We start from the raw sequence: 20377 nt of genomic DNA, 5'->3' as shown, positions 1-20377 counted from the left end.
GGAAACAGGCTGGAGGAACCGGCCGTTGGGGATGTGGCAGGATGAAATACTACGACATATTGATCGTCGGCGCGGGCCATGCGGGTGCCCAGGCGGCTATATCGTTGCGGCAAGCAGGTTTTGAAGGCGCGGTCGCCATGATTGGCGACGAGAACTATCCACCCTATGAGCGACCCCCGCTCTCCAAGGAGTATCTCGCGGGCGATAAAAATTTTGATCGAATTTTGATTCGGCCGGCCTCTTTCTGGGAGGAACGCGACATCGACATGCTGCTTGGCAACCGGGTGACGCACGTCGATCCGCAAGCGAAGCGCGTCGCCTGCGCCGGTGAAGAGGTCGGTTATGGCAGGCTCATCTGGTGCGCCGGTGGCTCGCCGCGCATGCTCACCTGCAACGGTGCGGATGCTGTGAATGTGCATGGCGTCCGCCGCCGTGACGATGTTGATGCGATGATGGCGCAACTCGACAGTGTCAATCATGTGACGGTTATCGGCGGCGGCTACATCGGTTTGGAAGCTGCGGCGGTACTTCGTAAATTCGGAAAAAAGGTCGTGTTGCTGGAAGCACTCGACCGGGTACTGGCGCGCGTCGCCGGTGAGGAACTGTCGCATTTTTATGAAAATGAGCATCGCGCTCATGGCGTTGATCTTCGCACCGGCGCGAAAATGGACTGCATAGAAGTGAAGGACCGCCGCGCAATCGCCGTATTGATGCAGAATGGCGAGCGGATCAAGACGGACATGATTATTGCCGGGATCGGCATCATCCCCGAGACCGCGCCTCTGATCGCGGCAGGCGCAGCAGGCACTAACGGCGTGGATGTTGACGAGTATTGCCGTACCAGCCTTCCTGACATCTATGCCATCGGAGATTGTGCCGCCCATCAGAATGGCTTTGCGCGCGGCGCTCGCATCCGCCTGGAATCAGTGCAGAATGCCAATGATCAAGCTAAGACGGCAGTCAGCCATATCATGGGCGGGGAGGAACCCTATCACGTCGTGCCGTGGTTCTGGTCGAACCAGTATGACCTCAAGCTCCAGACAGTCGGTTTATCGGCTGGCTATGACCAGACCATCCTCCGCGGCGATCCGCGCAATCGCAGCTTCTCTGTTCTTTACCTGCGTGCCGGGAGGCTCATCGCTATAGACGCAGTCAACGCCGTCAAGGACTATGTACAGGGACGTGCTTGCTTGCTGACGGGCGCCATCCTTGACCAAACACAACTTGCCGACAACAACGTTCCTCTTAAGGAAGTCGTTGGCGCGCTATAGATCACATTATATTCGGTCGGACGCGCTATTTGCCATCCGACCGTTCTGATGGAACATCGGCACCAATTTTCCTACAAAATGTGCCGATTCGCCAATCCGCTGATTGGCAGCTCTACAACTTGAAGGAGCGCAAATGACTTGCTGTTGCGGTTCAGTCGAGTTGTGTCGCCAATGAGTCTAACACCCGGTAGCAATCCAGTACCTGGGCCACCGAACTGTTCGGCTCACGACCTTCACGTATCGCGGCGATGAATTCACGGTCCTGCAGTTCGATGCCGTTCATCGACACATCGACATGGCTAACGTCGATCGGCTCTTCCTTACCGTTCACCAAATCGTCGTAGCGGGCGATGTAGGTCGCGGTATCGCCTATATAGCGGAAGAAGGTGCCGAGCGGTCCATCATTATTGAAGCTCAGCGACAGGGTACAGATTGCGCCGCTCTCGCTTTTGAGCTGGATCGACATGTCCATGGCGATGCCAAGCTCGGGATGAATGGGCCCTTCGATCGCATTGGCCTTCACGATCTTGCCCGCCTGATAGGCGAACAGATCGACCGTATGCGCGGCGTGATGCCAGAGCAGATGGTCGGTCCAGCTTCGCAGCTGGCCCTTTGCATTCATATTTTTGCGGCGGAAGAAATAGGTCTGTACGTCCATCTGCTGGATGTTGAAGTCGCCAGCGACAATCCGGTTACGGACATATTGATGGCTCGGATTGAAGCGGCGGGTATGGCCGACCATGCAGACGAGCCCTGTTTCCTTCTGCTTGGCGACCACTGCCTCCGCATCAGCCCAACTGTCCGCAAGGGGAATCTCGACCTGGACATGCTTGCCTGCCTCCATGCAGGCGATTGCCTGAGACGCGTGCATCTGGGTCGGCGTGCAGAGGATGACGGCGTCCACATCGTCACGGGCCAGCGCATCATCGAGGTTGGTGGAGCTGTGCTTGGCACCATATTTGGCGGCTACCGCTTCGGCCTGTTCGCTGGTGCGGCTGATGATCGAGACGATTTCTACCCCGTCGATAAGCTTGAGGCCATCAAGATGCTTTTCGCCGAACGCGCCGGCACCGGCCAGGGCTATACGCATGTTTTCTTCCTTCTATCAGGCGACGGGTTCAAGCACGATGTGCCCGACCGCCGTGTTGGATGCGGGAACGTGATAATGACGATGCAACGCACGGACATTCGGCCCAAGCGCGCCGCGCATGATGAGCCACATCACCATTTCAATGCCTTCAGAACCGGTTTCGCGCAGATATTCAATATGCGGGATATGCCGCAGGCGCTGGGGATCGTTGACCAGATCGTCGAGAAAGCGATTGTCCCACTCGGCGTTGATCAGGCCGGCGCGGGGGCCCTGCAACTGATGGCTCATGCCGCCCGTGCCCCAGATCTGAACATTGATATCCTGCGGATAGCTCTCGACAGCCCGCGCAATCGCCTCGCCCAGCGCATAACAACGATTGCCCGAGGGCGGCGGATAGGTGACGACGTTGACCGCCAGCGGCACGACCTTGCACGGCCATGCCTCCGGTTGGTCGAACATCAGGCTTAATGGCACCGTCAAGCCATGGTCGACGTCCATCTTGCTGACCATCGTCATGTCGAATTCATCGAGGATGCAGGACTGGGCGATGTGCCAGGCAAGGTCTGGGTCGCCTATCACGTCCGGCACCGGGCGCGGCCCCCAGCCTTCGTCCGCACTCCTGTACCGCTCCGCGCAGCCGACCGCGAAAGTCGGAATGAAGTCCATGTCAAAGGCGGTGGCATGGTCGTTATACACCAGGATAACGACATCGGGTTTCTGCGCCGCTTCCCATGCGCGGGTCCATTCGAAACCGGCGAAACAGGCCTGCCAGTACGGCTCTTGCGTCTTGCCATGGTCTATCGTCGCCCCGAGCGCGGGTATATGGCTCGACGCGACGCCGGCGGTGATGCGCGCCATCAGTAGGGGTCCTTCTTGGAACGAAGGCCGACCGGCGATCGGCCGCCGGCGATCATCATCGCCTGATAGCCCGCCGCGTCCATCCCCGTCATCGTGCCGACCGCCTGGAGAAAGCTAATCTCGTCAGTGAAGAAGACCTTGGCTAGGAAATAGATGTTGCCACCTTCATCCAGCGCCCTGTTATAGTCGCGGTTCAGCACTGCCTGTTTCTGCGCTTCGGTCATCGGCCATTCGTCGAGATAGGCGCGCTCGTTGGCCTTGAAACGCGCACGGTTGTCGGACTTCATCAGCGTCATGCAGAACTGATTGAGCCAATAGCCCTTGCGTGCCCGCGCAGTGGTAAAGACGCGGGTGCCGGGGATGTCTTCAAGCTCGGCGAGGTAGTCGTGAATATTCTGCCGCGTCGGTGTGGCTTCGGTCATCGGCCTTGCGCCTTCAACAGGGCATCGAGGCGCGGGAAAACCTTGCGGGCATTGCCGGCGAAAATCGCCTCCCGTTCCTGCTCGCTGATCTCCAGCGCATCGACATAGCGTTTGGTGTCATCAAAATAATGACCGGTGGTGGGGTCGATTCCACGTACCGCGCCGATCATTTCGGAACCGAACAGGATATTCTTGTTCTCGATCACATCCGCCAGCAGGTCGATGCCGGGCTGATGATAGACGCAGGTATCGAAGAAAATGTTGTTCATGAGGTGCGTCGACAGGTCGGGTTTCTTGAGCATGTCGGCAAGGCCGCGATAGCGCCCCCAATGATACGGAACCGCACCGCCGCCATGCGGAATGATGAAGCGCAGCGTCGGGAAATCGGCGAACAGATCGCCTTCCAACAGCTGCATGAAGGCGATGGTGTCGGCGGCAATATAATAGCCGCCGGTCGCATGCATGGCGGAATTGCAACTGCCCGAGACGTGGATCATGGCCGGCACGTCCAACTCCACCATCTTTTCGTAGAAGGGGTACCAATAGCGGTCGGTCAGCGGCGGATGGGTGAAATGGCCGCCGCCCGGATCTGGATTGAGGTTGCAGCCGATGAAGCCGAGCCGCGTCACGCAGCGGTCCAACTCGGCGATGGAACTGCCCATGTCCGCGTCTGGCGACTGCGGCAGCATGCACACGCCGGCGAAAGTCTCCGGGAATAGCCCTACCACCCGCGCAATCAAGTCATTGCAGCGGGTCGCCCACGCCTGGGCCACGGCGGCGTTGCCCACGTGGGGCGCCATCGCCGACGCGCGGGGTGAAAAGACCGTCATGTCGGCACCGCGTTCCTGGATCAGGCGCAGTTGGTTGCTCTCGATCGTCTCGCGGATTTCGTCGTCGCCGATCTCGGGATAGGGCGGGGCGGGTTCGCCTGCCTTGAACGCGGCCTTCTGCGCCTCGCGCCAGCGGTCATGCCCTTTGGGGAGCACCGTATAATGGCCGTGGCAGTCGATCACCAATGTCATGCGGCTTGCGCCTTCCCGTCATTCAATTGCAGAAGCTTGTCGTGTAGCCCAGGGGCAGGATCGCCGATGCGAAGCTCGCCGATCGCGCGTTGGCGCTCGACCGTGCCGCGCGTCATCGCGCTGCCGGTGCCGAGGCCCTCAAGCGTTTTCACCACCTCTTCCATCTCGGCGGCCCGACGCAGGCCGTGGATCATCATGCGATCGAGATTGTAGTCGGCACGGACCGGCCAGGGTTTGGCCTTCTCGCTTGCGTCGAGCGAAGACAAGACCTCGTCAAGCACGCCCGCCGCGTCGGCGGCAAATACGCATTCGGCGCTCAGCGCCTCGATGCCCTTCACCATCACGGAGCGGATCATCTTGATCGACGAGGCGCGTCCGACCGATGTTCCTACCGTCCGACGATTGGCAAAGCCGAGCTGGCCGAGCCGCTCCGCTGCGTTCCCTGCTTCGCCGCCGCTGAGCAGCAGCGGTATGGCCAGGCCCGCGGGATCGACCGGCGCCATCAGGGCGACGTCGATGTAATGTGCGCCAGCGCCTTCGATCAGCGTTGCCGCCGCCTGCTTGGTTTGAGGGGCGACGCTGTTCATGTCGCAATAAAGGGCTTTAGGCGCGATGCAGTGGGCGACGGCCTCTGCGACGGCCAGCGCCTGATCGGCGGTTACCAGCGAGAGGATAAGGCCAGCCTGCCCCACCGTACTGGCAAGGTCGGCGCAGCCGCTTACGCCCGCATCTGCATAGCGGGCCAGCATTACCGGACCGTCGCAGGCGCTATCGGTTTTAATGTCGAAGACATGGGCCGCTGACGCCCAGCTACCCGCCACCGCAAAGGTGCGTCCCGCTTCGCCAAAACCTATGAGGCCGATCCTGCTCTCCATGCTGGCCAACGTAGTGCGTGCGGGCGCGATGGCGGTAATCGGATTTCTGCCCTCTCTATTAGTTTTTACAAATTCTTATACTAGCGGAGTTCCTTCGCGCTGCTATCAAGCTGCGCAAGAAAGCGCGCCTGCAGCGGCGTAGGCCGCCAGTCAGCGCGCGTGATCACACCGATTGTCCGACTGATATCTCCGGGCGTGTCAGCGATCCGCACCAGCCAGCCAGCCTCAATCTCTACGCTGACCTGATCGGGGGAGAGGAGGGTAAGAAAGTTGCTTTCGATCAGCATTTGCCGCGCCATCATCACGGATCCGCAGGCGACGCCGACGCGCGGCGGGGCGACGCCTGCTCGCTCGAACATGGCTTGCCATTGGCTGTGCAGCGGTGTGCCAGGGGCTGAAATGACCCAAGGGTAATCGGCCAGCCGCGATGGATCGATCTTGTCTGCGATACTGGCGAGGGCGCGGCTGGCGAGGGGATGGCCGGCCCGGCCCAATATCACAGGCCGATCGGTGAACAGGGGCCGCTGTACGAGATCGTCGTTTGTCTTCGTAGAGCGCTGGGCGCCAACCATCATGTCGATCTCGCCGTCGCGCAACGGATTCACCAGTTCGGCGTGCGATCCTTCGACGATAGCGATCTCCACATGAGGATTGGCGGCGTGGAAGGCGACGACGGCGTGAGGGAGCAACCGCGCCCGCGACAGCGGCATGGCGCCGATCACCAGCCGTCCGGTCTCTCGCCCGCGCAATCCCTCCAGTTCCTCCAGCGCTGATCGCAGTTCGCCAGTTGCCAGCCGGAGATTGCGGGCGATGGCGATGCCCCTAGCTGTCAGCAACACGCTCTTGCCGCGCCGCTCGACCAGTCGCTGTCCGGTGCCGAGCGAAAGATCCCCGACCGCGCGATGGAGCGATGCTTCGCTGAGCCCGGTCAAAATCGCGGCGCCGGCGTAGCTGCCAGCCTGCGCGAGCGCGAGGAATGCGCGGATTTGCGCGGACGTGGCGTGGCGATTTCCGATAAGCCTTAGTGCCGCAACTGCGCGTGGGGTTAGGATCGCGGCGGCAGCAGTTGGTACCATACCGCTTGCCCGACGATCGAACAAGCGAAGGCCGGTCTGCGTTTCCAGCTTGGCGATGCCCTGCGTGATTGCGGGTTGGGTGAGGTTCACGGCGCGTACCGCCGCAGCGATACTTCCACCTTCCGTGATCGCGATGACGGCGCGCAGGTGGCGCAGATTGAGCGCGTGCGGTTCCATCCCTCATATTTAGCAAAATCTAATGTCTGGTGCATAGATCAAATTTGCATGGAGGGCGCGCTCGATCCACCCCTTATCATCCAGAATGGAGAGGTGCGTATGGCGGGCGTTGTTGTTCAGAATATCGAGCGGGTGCCGCTGCCGGTGATCGACGGCCTTGCAACATGCGGTGTTGCCACCGTGCATGAGGCGCAGGGGCGAACCGGGCTGTTGGCGCCGCATATGCGGCCGATTTATCCAGGTGCCCGCATTGCCGGATCAGCCGTGACTATTTCCGCGCCGCCGGGCGACAACTGGATGGTCCATGTCGCGATCGAGCAGTTGAAGGAGGGGGATATCATCGTGCTTGCACCCACCAGTCCCTGCACCGATGGCTATTTTGGTGATTTGCTGGCGACGTCGGCGCAGGCGCGGGGCTGCCGCGGCCTGATAATCGATGCAGGCGTGCGCGATGTTCGCGATCTGAAGGAAATGAATTTTCCGGTCTGGTCGAAGGCGGTACATGCGCAGGGCACGATCAAGGCGACACTGGGGTCGGTCAATATTCCGGTGGTTTGTGCCAGCGCGCTGGTGAATGCAGGCGACGTGATCGTGGCCGATGATGATGGGGTGTGCGTGGTGCCGCGCGCCAGTGCCGAGGTCGTGCTGGAGAAGGCGCAAGCGCGCGAGGCGAACGAGGAAGCAAAGCGCCAGCGCCTCGCAGCCGGGCAGCTCGGACTCGACATATACGACATGCGTGGCACGCTGGCGGAGATGGGTTTAAGATATGTCTGACGGCGTTCGCGTAATGTGGATGCGCGGCGGGACGTCAAAGGGCGGCTATTTCCTCAAGGAGGATCTGCCGGCCGAGACCGGCGCCCGCAGCGAGTTTCTGCTCCGGGTCATGGGTTCGCCTGATCCACGCCAGATCGATGGCATGGGCGGCGCCGATCCATTGACCAGCAAGGTGGCTGTGGTGTCGAAATCTGAGCGCGAGAATGTCGACGTCGACTATCTGTTCCTGCAAGTTTTCGTCGACAAGGCGCTGGTGTCCGATCAACAGAATTGCGGGAACATCCTTGCTGGCATAGGTCCTTTCGCGATCGAGCGGGGTCTTGTGACTGCGCAGGACGGCGAAACGCGCGTCACGATCTTCATGGAGAACACTGGCCAGATTGCTGTAGCGACGGTGCGTACTCCCGGCTGCGTCGTCGCGTATACGGGTGAGGCGCGGATCGATGGCGTGCCAGGCACCGCCGCACCGGTGCCGCTGGAGTTTCGCGATACAGCCGGATCGTCGTGCGGCGCTCTGCTCCCCAGCGGCCATGCCAGCGATATCATCAACGGCGTCGCCGTTACGCTCATCGACAATGGCATGCCGTGCGTGGTGATGAGGGCGGCTGACGTTGGCGCGACCGGCTATGAGAGTCGTGAGGCGCTTGACGCCGCTATCAATCTGAAGGCGAGGATCGAGGCGATCCGGCTGATCGCTGGACCAATGATGAATCTTGGCGATGTGACTGACAAGTCTGTGCCCAAGATGATGCTGGTCGCCCCGCCCCGTGATGGCGGCGCGGTCACTGTGCGCAGCTTCATTCCGCATCGTGCCCATGCCTCGATCGGGGTTCTCGGGGCAGTGAGTGTAGCGACCGCTTGTCTGATCGAGGGCTCGCCGGCGGCCGAGGCGGCAGTGATTCCGGCGGGTAGCCGCAAGACGCTTTCGGTCGAACATCCGTCGGGCGAGACAACGTGCGTCATGGAGGTCGACGGCGATGGCGCAGTAACCAGTGCGGCGATGCTGCGCACGGCCCGCAAATTGATGGATGGAAAGGTTTTTGTATGAACTTTGAAACGCAAGACCGCATCATTAGCTGGGTTGCCGATCCATCGAAACCGCGCTTCGTTCCCCCCCTAGGCGCTGTGGATGCGCACTGCCATGTGTTCGGTCCTATGGCGCAGTTCCCGTTCAGCGCGAAGGCCAAATATCTCCCTGGGGATGCTGGCCCCGACATGCTCTTCGCACTACGCGACCGGCTGGGGTTTACGCGCAACGTGATCGTACAGGCGAGTTGTCACGGCACTGATAATGCCGCCACGCTGCACGCGATCGCGAAGTCCAACGGCAAGGCCAGGGGAGTTGCCGTGGTCGAGCCGTCCGTTACCGACGCCGAACTGGAACGGCTGCACGAAGGCGGGATCCGCGGTGTTCGCTTTAATTTCCTTAAGCGGCTGGTCGATGACGCGCCCAAGGACAAGTTCCTGGAAATCGCGCGCCGCATCCAGCAGCTTGGCTGGCATGTCGTCGTCTATTTCGAGGCGGACATCTTGATGGAACTGCGTCCTTTCCTAGATGCCATCCCGACGTTGATCGTCGTCGATCATATGGGCCGCCCGAACGTCGCCCAGGGACCGGACGGCGACGAAATGCGCGCCTTTCGGAGCTTGCTCGACAGTCGCGATGATATCTGGTTCAAGGCAAGTTGCCCCGATCGGCTGGATGCCAAAGGTCCGCCATGGGACGATTTTGCCACTGCCGTAGCTCCGCTGATCGCAGATTATCCGGATCGCGCGCTGTGGGGCACTGACTGGCCGCATCCGAACATGCAGGATGCTACTCCTGATGATGGCGCGCTGGTCGATATGATCCCGAGCATCGCCCCTACGCTGAGCCTTCAACGCAAGCTGCTCGTCACAAATCCGATGCGGTTGTATTGGGCGAAGGAGGCAGTCTGAAGGGCGCCGGATCACGATCACCTTCCCGCAGGCGCTCGCTACCATATTTGGCGATTGGCTCGTCGCTGCGCATAGCGAGCGCAACGGAACGCTTACGGTTGGATTCGGGTGTTCCGCAGCATCAGGTCCCTGTGATCCCAGCTACACGGCAACTGCCATTAACGATGTCCCAGGGGGCGACGGTGTCGAACTGAGAGTCCGGCCGCTTGCTCTTGCGGCCCGTCCCGGCAGGAGCCAGGAAGAGCCGCCATGTGGCGCAGGATTAACCTGCGCCGGGAGGAATTACTTGAACCTGAAGCGTGCGCCGACCGCGAAAGTGCGGGCGAGCAATGTCGTGCCGAGGTTATACTGGTCCGGCCCGCCGACGTCCTCGAACTTGTAATAGGTCTGCTGCTTCGACTTGGTGAGGTTCACTGCGTCGAAAGTGAGGCCGATCTGATCGTTGACGTTCCAGGTAAGCTGGAGATCGAGGCTCTTCTCCGGATTGCGCCATATGCCGATCGGGTTCGCAAAGAGGCGGGCTTCATTATTGGCCAGAAACTCCTTGCGCCAGATGTAGGAGAGTCGCGCGCCGATCGGGCCGTTATCATAAGCGAGAGTGACATTGTACGAGAGGTCAGACACACCGAAGAAGGACGAACTTGACTGACCAACGATGTTCCCCGCCGCGTCGGAAACCGGGATGTTCTGCTTGGAATCGAGGATCGTGACGCTGCCGACCAGGCCCAGGCCGTCGAGCGGACCCGGCAGGTAATGCGGAAAATAGGTCGCGCCCAGCTCGACGCCCTTGAGCACGCCATTTGAAGCGTTGACCGGGCGCGTGATCGCAAAGACATCCGTTGCGCCAGCCACCAGGCCGTTGTTTGGGATGACTTCGCGCACAGTGAGCGGCACCACGAGTCCGTCGATCTCACGCCGGAACAGCGTTCCGTAGATAGCGCTGTCGCGATCGAAATACCATTCGAGTGCAAGGTCGAAGTTCTTCGAATGCGTGGGTTTGAGCGTCGCCGTACCCGCCGATCCGCTGCCATAGCCCAGGTTAGTGAGATCGCCCGTCAGCGTGTAGTTCGGATTGATATCAGTGAAGTTCGGGCGGCGAAGCGTTTCGCCATAGTTGAACCGCAGGCGCAGCTTGTCAGTCAACTCGTACCGTGCCGTGAAGCTCGGCAACCACTTGCTCGAATTGCTCGACACGCGGGTCTCTGCGCCATTATTGTAGCGGTCGAAGAAGTTGTAATTTGTGTCGACCGTGACGTAGCGCACACCGGCTTGCAGCTTCAACGGGCGGCCGAAGATCGAGAGTTCTCCATCAGCCTGAACATAGGCGGCGATGGTGTTCTCCTGGATGTCGAACACCTTCTGGAGCGAAAGCTGATCGGACGTCGCCAGACCGTACAGGCCGCGTGCCGTGTCGGCATTGTCGTTCAGCCAATAGCCGCTCGGCAAAACCCAGCTCGTCGGCACGTCGGCGCGACCGTCATAGAAGCCGGAGTTGGTGAACAGGGCGTCCTCGCCAAGCGAAGAAAGCGGCCGCGTCCCACCCGGCAGGCCATTGGCATCCTGCGTGCGCACGGCAGTCGAAGCCTTGCGATCATCGATGCGGATGCCGCCCTTGATCTGCCGCAGGAAACCTTCGTCCCACGTATAGTAGGCGTCCAGCGTTCCCGTGAGCGAACTGCCCTTATCGCGTTGCGCATTGTCATAGAATTGCGCGATGTTCCAGGCGCTGGGGTCGGTCAGCAGCGAGTCGTCGTCGAAATGATAGGAGGGGATGCCGCCGCCTGCATTGAAGTCCACGTCGATCGAATTCGCGACCCGATCGCTGCGCATGGCGATGAACGATGTCTTGTACTTGCTGGTCTGGTACGCAAGGTCGCCGACGATCTTGCCGCGTTCGCCCAAGTCCCACTTGCCGTTGAGGGCATAGACGAAGCTGTCCGTCTTGTTCTTGGTATAGTCGCCGCTGTTGAAGCCATAAACCTTGTTTGCAGTGCGCGACTTGACGATATTGGTGCCCTCGTAGAGCGTCACCGGCTGGGGATTGTCCCAAAAATCGACGAAGCTGAATTGCAGGCTGTTGAACGTCTCGCCCCGGAACCCTGCGTAGAAGACTTCGGCAGTATAGACCGAGCTGCTGTTGGGCGCCCACTGCATCGCGACGTTGAACGAAGGACGCTCGCGCTTGCCATACAGGTCGGCGCTGAACGCCGCGTCACGCGAGAGATAATAGGGCGTGTCGACGCCGTTTATGTTGAGGGTGGAGCCTGCCGCGGTCGGAAGTCCCTTATCCAATCCGGGCGTCCAAAGGCTTGCGAGGTCGGTAGGATCTGCCGTGGCCAAGTTGGGCGCCCGGCAATCGGTTGGGAAGATGCGCTCAAGAGCGGTCCAGCCATTCGGATTGCCAAGAGGGCTACCGGGCGTCCGGGCGCAAACATTGGCTGCGCCGCTGCCGCGCGGCAAATTTGTCTCTGTTGCGAAGGGCACAAATGCACCCGCCGTCACGGTTTGGTCGCGATACTTGGTGCGCGAATAGCTGCCGTTCACCAATATGCCGATGTCGCCGATGCCGGTTTCCCAACGATTGCTCACCAGCAGCGCGACGTTCGGATTGTAGCTGTCCGCCTGCTCATTGTAGATGCCACGGGCAAGACCCGAGATAGCGAAGCCGTCAAAGTCGAACGGACGGCTGGTCGCCACATCGATCTGGCCGGCGAGACCCGTCTCGATCTGGTCGGCGGCGCGCGTCTTGTACACGTCGACTTGCTTGACGAGGTTCGCGGAGATGTCCTGCAACGAGAAGGATTGTCCGGCTGCCGTGAAGATATTGCGGCCGTTCAGGGTCGTCAGCGGATCGGTGAGGCCGCGGATCGAAATGCCGGCCGCTTCACCGCCAGCGCGGTTCGTGACCTGAATCCCGGTGACGCGCTGAAGTGCTTCGACGACGTTATTGTCCGGCAATTTGCCGACATCTTCGGATACGATAGAGTCGACGATCTGGACGGATTGCTTGCGGACGTTGAGCGCGCCGACGATCGATGCGCGCACGCCTGTTACGACGATATCGTTGTTATTGGCGTCAGCGGATGCATCGTCGGCAGCACCGCCTGCGGGCGTGCCTTGCGCAGGCGCCGCCTGCTGAACCGCGCCTGTATCCTGCGTCGCCTGTGCCCATGCGGTTCCACCCATTACGAGCGAAAGCACAGATGCGGAACCCAACATGATCGGCTTGAATGCCATTCTCAACCTCCCCAACGTGACCGTTCGATGCAGCCATTAGTCCTACTAATAGAATGCGATCTGGCACTATCAGACATGGCCGTCAAGGCCATATTACGTTCATGACAGGAGCTATTGGCGGGCGTCTGTTGGAAACTGGCCGTTTGAGGACGTCATCAATGTCGGAGTTAACCGATGTTATCGGATTTGGTCCCGAGGAAGTCTAAGCCCTTGGCCCGCACAGCAGAAATGTGCCTCAACTTCACCGTCAGGGAGCCGCCCAGCCCCTGATGCCTGAGTGCGACCCTTAAGCCTCAGCAGTCGATATGGCCGCCGTTCTGCTCCCGCTGAGGTCCATCGGCTTGCATCCACTAGAGCCGCCCGTTCGCGACCGGCTCACCGAAGTCGGGGGTGCCATCGGCGCGGTACTGTATCGGCTGGATGCGCGTGTGGCGGTTCGGATCGAACAGCGGATCGCCGACGATCGTCTCGTAATCGCGCGCATGATAGACGAGCATGTCGCGGCCCTTCTCGTCGATAGTAAAGCTGTTGTGCCCCGGCCCCCAGACCTTGTGCACAGGCGAAGAGACGAACACCGGAGCCTGGGACTTCGACCAGGCGGCCGGGTCCATGATGTCCGCGTCGTCCCGCGCCGTCAGCATACCCATGCAGTAACGCGCGTCCGTGGCGCTCGCCGAGTAGGTCATGAACAGGCGGCCGTTCCGGGCGAGCAGGGCAGGGGCTTCATTGACCTTGAACCCTCGTATTTCCCAGTCAAGCGTCGGCACTGAAAGCCGTGTAGGCTTTGCAGCCAGCGTCGTTGGTGTAGCCAGCGGTGCCAGATAAAGGTTCGAGTTCGTATCGAAGCCCGTCTCGCGCTGCGCCCATGCAAGATAGCGCGTCCCGCGATGCACGAAGGACGTGCTGTCCAGATTGAAGCTGTCCCACGCCGTCTGAAGCTGGCCGAGCACCGTCCATTTCCCCGTCATCGGATCGTCGCCATCGCAGGCCAGCGCATAGGTGCGGATGCGGAACACGTCTTCGCCACCACCACTCGGGCCTGCGGCGAAGTACATGATCCAGCGCCCGTCGATCAGGTGCATCTCGGGCGCCCAGATGAAGCCCGACATTGGCCCCGTGTCGAGATGACGCCACAGCACGCGCTCCTGCGCGACGGCCAGGCCGCTAAGCGTGCGCGACCGACGCAGTACCAGCCGATCATATTCCGGCACCGATCCGGTCATGTAATACCAGCCGTCGTCGTGACGGAACACCTGCGCATCGGCACGCTGGCGGACAACGGGGTTCACGATGCCAGATGGACGCGCTGCTTTGCGTGCCACCGCTGGTGCCGCCGCAAGCGCCGCTGCGCCCGCTACGAAAGAACGTCGGGTGATTATCGTCATTGCTTTAATACTCCGCAATCGGCCAGCCGTCCGCGCCCCAGCGGATCGGCGCAATGCGCAACGTGGGTGCGCCTGCATTCGTCTTGTCATAAGCGTGGTAGACCACGTAATCGGTCCCATCCTTGTCGCGCAGGACGCCCGCGTGGCCGGGACCGCGAAAGCGGTCCTGCTCGGGAAGGTCCGCACGAATGAAGATGGTGCCGCCGCCCTCCATCATCTTGCTGCCGTCCTTGCCCAGATAGGGTCCGGTGATCTGCTTCGATCGTCCGATGACGGTATAGTAGGTGCTCTGCGCACCCTTGCAGCAATAGTCGTAGGACGCGATCAGCCAATAATAGCCGCCACGATCGATGATGAAAGGCGCTTCCACGGCGTCGGGGCCACCAGCGGGGGCGGGGCGACGGGCAACCGAATAAGGTTTGGCGGCGGGATCGGCGGGCTTGCCGGTCTCCGGATCGAGCCGGAACAGCTTCAACCCGCTCCAGAAGCTGCCAAGCGACAGCCAGTGCTTGCCATCGCGGCCGACGATGAAATTCGGGTCGATTGCATTGAAGTCGCTGTCGTTCGTCGACATCAGCACCGGCCCCTCGTCGCGCCATCCATAATTCGGCGCGTTCGGGTCAAGTGTCGGGCTGGTGAACAGGCCGATGGCCGATCGGTTCGAGCCGAAGGTGGAGACCGCATAATACAGGCGATAGCGACCGTTCACATAGGAGATGTCGGGTGCCCACATGTCCTTAGCGCCGGGCACTGCTTTCGCTACCCAATCGGGAAGCTCGCCGATCAGCGGCTTGCCCGCCGTCCAGTGAACGAGATCCTTGGACGTGCGAGACAGGATGTAGCGGCCACCCGTGCTGAACACATAATAAGTGTCGCCTTCCCGCGCGATCACCGGATCATGCGTAGGCGATATGTCTCCGGTAATGCGGCTGTTAAGGGTGGGGGCGTCACGGCTCTGCGCGCCGCCCGAACTCGCAACCGCCAAAGCTGCGCCCACGCTCAGCCGCAGCATTCTCGCGCCCATCAATGTCTCTCTCCCATCGCTATTCTAATGGGCCGCTCCGCCCAAATGGCGAAGCGGCGGGCCCCCTATCGCAGATCCAGCATCACCACCGATTTCGGCGGCAGCGTCACCGTAAGCGTGCCGCCGTCCAATCGCGCGCCATTGAAATCCGCTGGCGTCACCGTGTCCGGTTTATCGAAGCTGTTGAGCGAGTTGACGGCAGGCGCAGTCAGCACCTTGCCAGAAACGGCGGAAGCGGTGACACCGGCCAGCGTTGTCGAGACTGTCATTTCCTTGTTGGGATCAAGGTTGGCGAGAGCGACATGGACCTGCCCCGCCTTGTCGCGCACAGCCGATGCACTCACCGCCGGCATCGTCCACTGATCCTTGCCGTACCATGGCGATTTGATCTCGATCGGCAGGACGGTTCCGTCCATGTACGGCTTGTACATGGCAAAGACATGGTAGGTAGGCGTTAGCACCATCTTCGGCCCGTCAGTCAGGATCATCGCCTGCAACACGTTCACCATCTGCGCGATGGCCGTCATCTTCAGTCGGTCGGTATGTTTGGCGAAGATGTTGAGATGAACGGCCGCCACCAGCGCATCGCGTAGCGTGTTCTGCTGGCGCAGGAAGCCGGGGTTAGTGCCGGGATCGCCCGCGAACCAGGTGCCCCATTCGTCGACCGCCAGGAAAATGCGCTTCTTGGGATCATATTTGTCCATGATCGCGCTGTGCTTGGTAATCAACTCGTCCATGCGCATCGCTTCGGACAGCGTCTCGGCCCAGCCCGCTTCATCGAACTGCGATGCGGAAGCACGGGGCGGCCAACGTCCGGGAATTGTGTAATAATGAAGCGAGAGCGCATCAACTTGCTCGCCCGCTTCGCGGATCATGGTCTCCGTCCACTTGTAATCGTCGACATTCGCGCCGGACGCGATCTTCAGGATCTTCGTACCTGCGGGAGCCTTGATGAACGTGGCATAGCGGCGCGTTTCGTCGGCTGCGAACTCGGGCCGCATATTGCCACCGCAGCCCCACAGTTCATTGCCGACACCAAAATAGGGCACGGCCCATGGCGCCTTATGACCGTTCTTGGCGCGTTCTTCGGCAAGGGTGCCTGCGGGCGCAGTCATATACTCGATCCATTCCGCCATCTCCCGCGCGGTGCCGTTGCCGACATTGCCTGCAATATAGGGTTCCGCGCCGATTTGCCCGACAAGGTCCATGAACTCGTGCGTGCCGACCTCGTTGGGTTCGGTCACGCCGCCCCAATGCGTGTTGATCTTCACCGGGCGCTTGGACTGCGGACCTATGCCTTCGCGCCAATGATATTCGTCGGCAAAGCATCCGCCGGGCCAGCGTACCACGGGCACGGCCAGATTGCGCAGGGCACCGACCACGTCATTGCGGAAGCCGCGCGTGTTCGGGATACGGGAATTCTTGCCGACCCACAGGCCGCCGTAAATGCCGTTGCCAAGATGCTCGGCGAACTGCGTGAAGATGCGTCGGTCATAGACGGGGCCGGGCGTGTCAGCGCGAATCGTGGCTGTAACATTGGCCTGTGGAGCCGTTTGGCTAAGCACTGGAGCAGTCGTGCAGAGAAGCAGCACGGCGGCTGCGGCATTCAGAAATCTGGATTTCATCCTCTCGTCCCTTTTAATGCGATCTTTGGTTCATTCATTGAATGGCTCGACGATCTCCCGCCGTGATCGCAGGAAAGCGTCCGCCACCAGCTTCAATGGACTGGTGTCGACATCCGATCGGCCGGTCCGGATCAGAGTCGCAAAACGCGCATAAAGCCCCGAATATTCCTGATCCTCGCGATGATCGGTCCCACTCGGCAGGCTGAGTACCGCGCCGCCGCGGGATAGCTTGCAGGTTCCGGCATCGGTTTCGACGGTTATGTCCCAGCTTTGCGGGCCGGTTTGCCGCCAATCGAGATCCATCGAGATCGGCGCGCCAGCGGTATCGCAAAAGATGAGGTTCGCAGCGATCGGAGCGGCCCGGTTTTCCGGCCGCTCCAATACACCCGACCGCAGGAAGAATGGGCGAGGCAAGATATGCGTTGCGATCGACAAGGCGTTGATGCCCGGATCGAAGACGCCAAGCCCGCCCGGCTCCCATATCCATGCCTGCCCCGGATGCCAGACGCGCACATCTTCACGCCACACGATGCTCACGCTGTCGATACGGCGATCGGCGAGCCACGCGCGTGCAGGCGCTACCCCGGCTGCAAAGCGCGAATGCCACGCCGCGAACAGCGAAGCGCCGACCTTCGTGGCGCGCGCGGCCAAGGCGTCCACCTCGGCCAATGTCGCGCCCGGCGGCTTCTCCAGAAAAACATGCGCACCGCGCTTCAACGCCAGCGTCGCGAGGTCATAGCGAACCTGCGGCGGCGTGCAGAGTGCCACGGCATCGACGGCCGGACCCTCCTGAAGCAATGTCTCCAGACTGTCGAAATGCGCCACGCCGTCGACGCCCCGATCGTGCGGGCTAACCGTAGCGGCTAGACTAAAGGCGGCGTCGCCATAGATCGCCGGCAAGTGCTGATCCCGCGCGATCTTGCCCATGCCGACGACAGCAATGCGAATGGGGTCCATCGTCAGAGCGTCCGCACGACAACGGCTTCCTCCGCACCGCGCGCCAGCGGATTGCGCAAGGGCAGCGTAAACGGCGCGGCCTCAATCTCGAAAGTATCCCCGACGCGCGTTTCGACATTGTCGCTGAACGAGAGCGTCGCGGTACCAAAGAAGTGGACGTGAATGTCACCCGGACGGCGGAACAGCCCATATTTGAAATGATGTGCTTCAAGGTTCGCCAATGTGTGCGACATATTGGCTTCGCCCGACAGAAATGGCTTTTCCCAGAGCGTCGCACCATCGCGCAGAATCCGGCTCATGCCTTCGACATGATCGGGCGGCGTACCGACGAGCAGTTCCGGACCCAGCGCTGCCTGACGCAGCTTGGAGTGCGCAAGCCAGAGGTAATTATGGCGCTCCGTCACATGATCGCTGAACTCATTGGCAAGGCACAGCCCAAGCCGGAACGGTGTCCCATCAGGCCCGATCAGATAGATGCCCGCAAGCTCTGGCTCCTCGCCGCCGTCCTTCGCAAAGTGCGGCATGGAGAGGGCATCCCCCGGCCCGACCAGTTGCGAGCCGTCACCTTTGTAGAACCATTCCGGCTGCTGACCTGTCTGCCTTGACGCTGGCTTTCCGCCTTCGACGCCTTCAAGGAACATGCGCATAGAGTCGGTCTGGGTAGCCGCAGTAGCCGCATCACGGTGCATCTTGTCACGGCCTTCTGCCGATCCAAGATGCGTAAGGCCCGTCCCCGCCAGCACAAGATGTGCGGGATCTTCATGATCGATGGGAGTCACCAGACGCCCCGCCGCAAATTCAGCGGCCAGATCGACGTCAGCACCCTTGCCGCATGTCTTCACTGCCTCCACCAAACCTATGCCGTCGGCAATTGCGCGCGTGGCGAGCATACGGATGCTTTTCACGCCTGGAACAAACGCTGCTCCCTCGTCCGTCGCGGCGATCACCGCGCGTGCGCCATCGGGGCCGCGATGCTGCAGCAACCGTAATGTCATCGAACCTCTCCCAAAATTCCAAACGCCGCGATGCGGTCGTCCGTGTCAGTTGATGCTAAGCTTGCCGTCGATCAGGCGGGGAACGCCATCCTTGGCGGCGGCGTCCTGCAATTCTTGCGGCAACAGGCTCTGAGCCAAGTTTTGATAGGACACCGGGCGCAGGAACCGATCGATCGCCATACTCCCCACTGATGTCGTACGGCCGTCCGAAGTCGCGGGATAAGGCCCGCCATGCACCATGGCATGCGTGACTTCGACACCGGTCGGCCAGCCATTCACCAGGATACGCCCCGCCTTGCGCTCAAGGATCGGAATGAGCGTCGCCGCCAGCGTCTCGTCCTCAGCATCCATATGCAGCGTGGCAGTTAGTTGGCCCTCAGCCTTGGCGAGGACGTCGCGCAATTCCGCTTCGTCCCGGCAACGGACGAGCAAAGAGGATGCGCCGAATACTTCATGCCCCAGCGCTTCGTCCGCCAGGAAAGCACTGGCAGTGGTCACGAACAGCGCTGCCTGACCACAGGTTACGCCGTCACCGGCTTGCCCGCGCGCGATCGTCTCCACGTCCGAATGACTGGCCAGGGTCTCAATGCCCTTTTTATAAGCAGCCTGGATACCGGGCGTCAGCATCGTCCCCCCGACGTTAGCGGTGAGTGCTCCGCCAGCCGCGCTGATAAAGTCGTCAAGGCCATCGCCCTCGATCGCGAGAAGCAATCCGGGATTGGTGCAGAACTGCCCCGCACCCATCGTCAACGATCCCACGAATTCTGTTCCGAGCGTTGCACCGCGGGCCGCGAGCGCGTGGGGCATCAGCAATACGGGGTTGATGCTCGACATCTCCGCGTAAACCGGGATCGGTACTGGACGCGCCTGCGCGAGGGCGAGCAAGGCCAGTCCGCCTGCGCGTGACCCGGTGAACCCGACCGCAGCAATGCGGGCATCCTTGACCAATGCGGAGCCAAGATCGTTGCCCGGTCCAACCAGATGCGAGAACACGCCGTCCGGCAACCCGCTTGCCGCAATTGCCCGCCGAATCGCGTCTGCAACCAGCGCACCCGTCGCCGGATGGGCTGGATGTCCCTTCACCACCACGGGGCACCCCGCGGCCAAGGCTGACGCCGTGTCTCCGCCCGCCGTTGAGAAAGCGAGTGGGAAATTGGACGCGCCAAAGACCGCTACCGGACCCAGCGGCACCATCCGCATACGCAGATCGGGGCGAGGGAGCGGCGACCGATCCGGCAACGCGGGATCAATGCGCAGGCCCTGCCATCCGCCACTACGCACCACGGTCGCGAAAAGCCGGAGCTGACTCACGGTTCGTCCGCGCTCACCTTCCAGCCGCGCACGGGGCAAGCCGCTCTCGCGCATGGCCGTATCAATTAACTCATCCCCAATCGCGATGATTTCGTCGCCGATTCGTTCAAGAAACTGCCCACGCGTTTCCCGATCGGTTGAACGATAGGTATCAAACGCGGCTTCAGCAGCAGCACACACGGCATCCACGTCGCCGGGGCCATGAATGGCAAAAGCTTCGCCGACCGGTTCGCCGGTTGCTGCCGAAATCGAATAGAAATCGCTCCGTGCGGGAGATGGGGCGAGAGAGGCTTGATCGGTCATTTCGGCTCCTTATTACTCCGACATATTATACCAAACG

16 protein-coding genes and 1 pseudogene are annotated in these 20377 nt (G+C 61.2%); 4 read left to right on the top strand and 13 right to left on the bottom strand.

Features of this window, described 5'->3' with window-relative positions; genetic code table 11:
- Positions 1 to 41: 41 nt before the first annotated feature.
- The gene (locus C1T17_RS17765) at positions 42 to 1271 is read left to right on the top strand and encodes an NAD(P)/FAD-dependent oxidoreductase (protein WP_104954582.1); all 1230 of its coding nucleotides are present in this window, start codon (positions 42 to 44) and stop codon (positions 1269 to 1271) included.
- A 151-nt stretch (positions 1272 to 1422) separates the two neighbouring features.
- Here C1T17_RS17765 and C1T17_RS17760 read toward each other — a convergent pair whose 3' ends face one another.
- From C1T17_RS17760 to C1T17_RS17735, 6 genes are all read right to left on the bottom strand, one after another.
- On the bottom strand, positions 1423 to 2361 hold the full coding sequence (locus C1T17_RS17760; RefSeq protein ID WP_104954581.1) for a Gfo/Idh/MocA family oxidoreductase: 939 nt from the start codon (positions 2359 to 2361) through the stop codon (positions 1423 to 1425).
- Between the two features lie 15 nt (positions 2362 to 2376).
- On the bottom strand, positions 2377 to 3219 hold the full coding sequence (locus C1T17_RS17755) for a class III extradiol dioxygenase subunit beta (protein WP_104954580.1): 843 nt from the start codon (positions 3217 to 3219) through the stop codon (positions 2377 to 2379).
- Positions 3219 to 3641 carry a protocatechuate 4,5-dioxygenase subunit alpha gene (gene ligA / locus C1T17_RS17750; protein ID WP_104954579.1) on the bottom strand — a complete coding sequence of 141 codons (423 nt, stop codon included), beginning with the start codon at positions 3639 to 3641 and terminating at the stop codon, positions 3219 to 3221. Before ligA ends, C1T17_RS17755 begins: the two co-directional genes overlap by 1 nt.
- Entirely contained in the window at positions 3638 to 4663 is a 1026-nt protein-coding gene (locus tag C1T17_RS17745; RefSeq protein ID WP_104954578.1) for an amidohydrolase family protein, read from the bottom strand. The genes ligA and C1T17_RS17745 overlap by 4 nt, the downstream gene beginning before the upstream one ends.
- On the bottom strand, positions 4660 to 5538 hold the full coding sequence (locus C1T17_RS17740) for an NAD(P)-dependent oxidoreductase (protein WP_104954577.1): 879 nt from the start codon (positions 5536 to 5538) through the stop codon (positions 4660 to 4662). Before C1T17_RS17740 ends, C1T17_RS17745 begins: the two co-directional genes overlap by 4 nt.
- An 80-nt stretch (positions 5539 to 5618) precedes the next feature.
- Positions 5619 to 6791, bottom strand: a complete 1173-nt coding sequence (locus C1T17_RS17735) for a LysR family transcriptional regulator (protein WP_104954576.1) — start codon at positions 6789 to 6791, stop codon at positions 5619 to 5621.
- A gap of 99 nt (positions 6792 to 6890) precedes the next feature.
- On the opposite strand from C1T17_RS17735, the gene ligK reads away from it, so the two are divergent.
- From ligK to C1T17_RS17720, 3 genes are read left to right on the top strand one after another with little or no spacing between them, the layout of a single operon-like run.
- Positions 6891 to 7565 carry a 4-carboxy-4-hydroxy-2-oxoadipate aldolase/oxaloacetate decarboxylase gene (gene ligK, locus C1T17_RS17730; RefSeq protein WP_104955344.1) on the top strand — a complete coding sequence of 225 codons (675 nt, stop codon included), beginning with the start codon at positions 6891 to 6893 and terminating at the stop codon, positions 7563 to 7565.
- Positions 7558 to 8613: a 4-oxalomesaconate tautomerase gene (locus C1T17_RS17725; RefSeq protein ID WP_104954575.1), complete on the top strand. Its 1056-nt coding sequence runs from the start codon at positions 7558 to 7560 to the stop codon at positions 8611 to 8613. The genes ligK and C1T17_RS17725 overlap by 8 nt, the downstream gene beginning before the upstream one ends.
- On the top strand, positions 8610 to 9503 hold the full coding sequence (locus C1T17_RS17720; RefSeq protein WP_104954574.1) for an amidohydrolase family protein: 894 nt from the start codon (positions 8610 to 8612) through the stop codon (positions 9501 to 9503). Before C1T17_RS17725 ends, C1T17_RS17720 begins: the two co-directional genes overlap by 4 nt.
- 282 nt (positions 9504 to 9785) lie before the next feature.
- Here the strand turns inward: C1T17_RS17720 and C1T17_RS17710 are convergent, their stop codons facing one another.
- From C1T17_RS17710 to C1T17_RS17680, 7 genes and pseudogenes are all read right to left on the bottom strand, one after another.
- The gene (locus C1T17_RS17710) at positions 9786 to 12740 is read right to left on the bottom strand and encodes a TonB-dependent receptor (RefSeq protein ID WP_104954573.1); all 2955 of its coding nucleotides are present in this window, start codon (positions 12738 to 12740) and stop codon (positions 9786 to 9788) included.
- Between the two features lie 353 nt (positions 12741 to 13093).
- A pseudogene (locus C1T17_RS17705) lies at positions 13094 to 14125 on the bottom strand (family 43 glycosylhydrolase); the annotation flags it as partial.
- Positions 14126 to 14129: 4 nt separating this feature from the next.
- Positions 14130 to 15149 carry an arabinan endo-1,5-alpha-L-arabinosidase gene (locus C1T17_RS17700; protein WP_223262958.1) on the bottom strand — a complete coding sequence of 340 codons (1020 nt, stop codon included), beginning with the start codon at positions 15147 to 15149 and terminating at the stop codon, positions 14130 to 14132.
- Positions 15150 to 15214: 65 nt separating this feature from the next.
- Positions 15215 to 16774: an alpha-N-arabinofuranosidase gene (locus C1T17_RS17695; protein ID WP_104954570.1), complete on the bottom strand. Its 1560-nt coding sequence runs from the start codon at positions 16772 to 16774 to the stop codon at positions 15215 to 15217.
- A 30-nt stretch (positions 16775 to 16804) separates the two neighbouring features.
- On the bottom strand, positions 16805 to 17731 hold the full coding sequence (locus tag C1T17_RS17690) for a Gfo/Idh/MocA family protein (RefSeq protein ID WP_104954569.1): 927 nt from the start codon (positions 17729 to 17731) through the stop codon (positions 16805 to 16807).
- A 2-nt stretch (positions 17732 to 17733) separates the two neighbouring features.
- Complete coding sequence (araD1, locus tag C1T17_RS17685; RefSeq protein WP_104954568.1) at positions 17734 to 18726, bottom strand: AraD1 family protein; 993 nt, start codon at positions 18724 to 18726, stop codon at positions 17734 to 17736.
- 45 nt (positions 18727 to 18771) lie between these two features.
- Complete coding sequence (locus tag C1T17_RS17680; RefSeq protein ID WP_104954567.1) at positions 18772 to 20340, bottom strand: aldehyde dehydrogenase (NADP(+)); 1569 nt, start codon at positions 20338 to 20340, stop codon at positions 18772 to 18774.
- Positions 20341 to 20377 lie beyond the last annotated feature (37 nt).

Source organism: Sphingobium sp. SCG-1, assembly GCF_002953135.1.
Taxonomy (GTDB): Bacteria; Pseudomonadota; Alphaproteobacteria; order Sphingomonadales; family Sphingomonadaceae; genus Sphingobium.
Note: the sequence above shows the minus strand (reverse complement) of the source record. Positions and strands in the feature narration are given on the sequence as shown.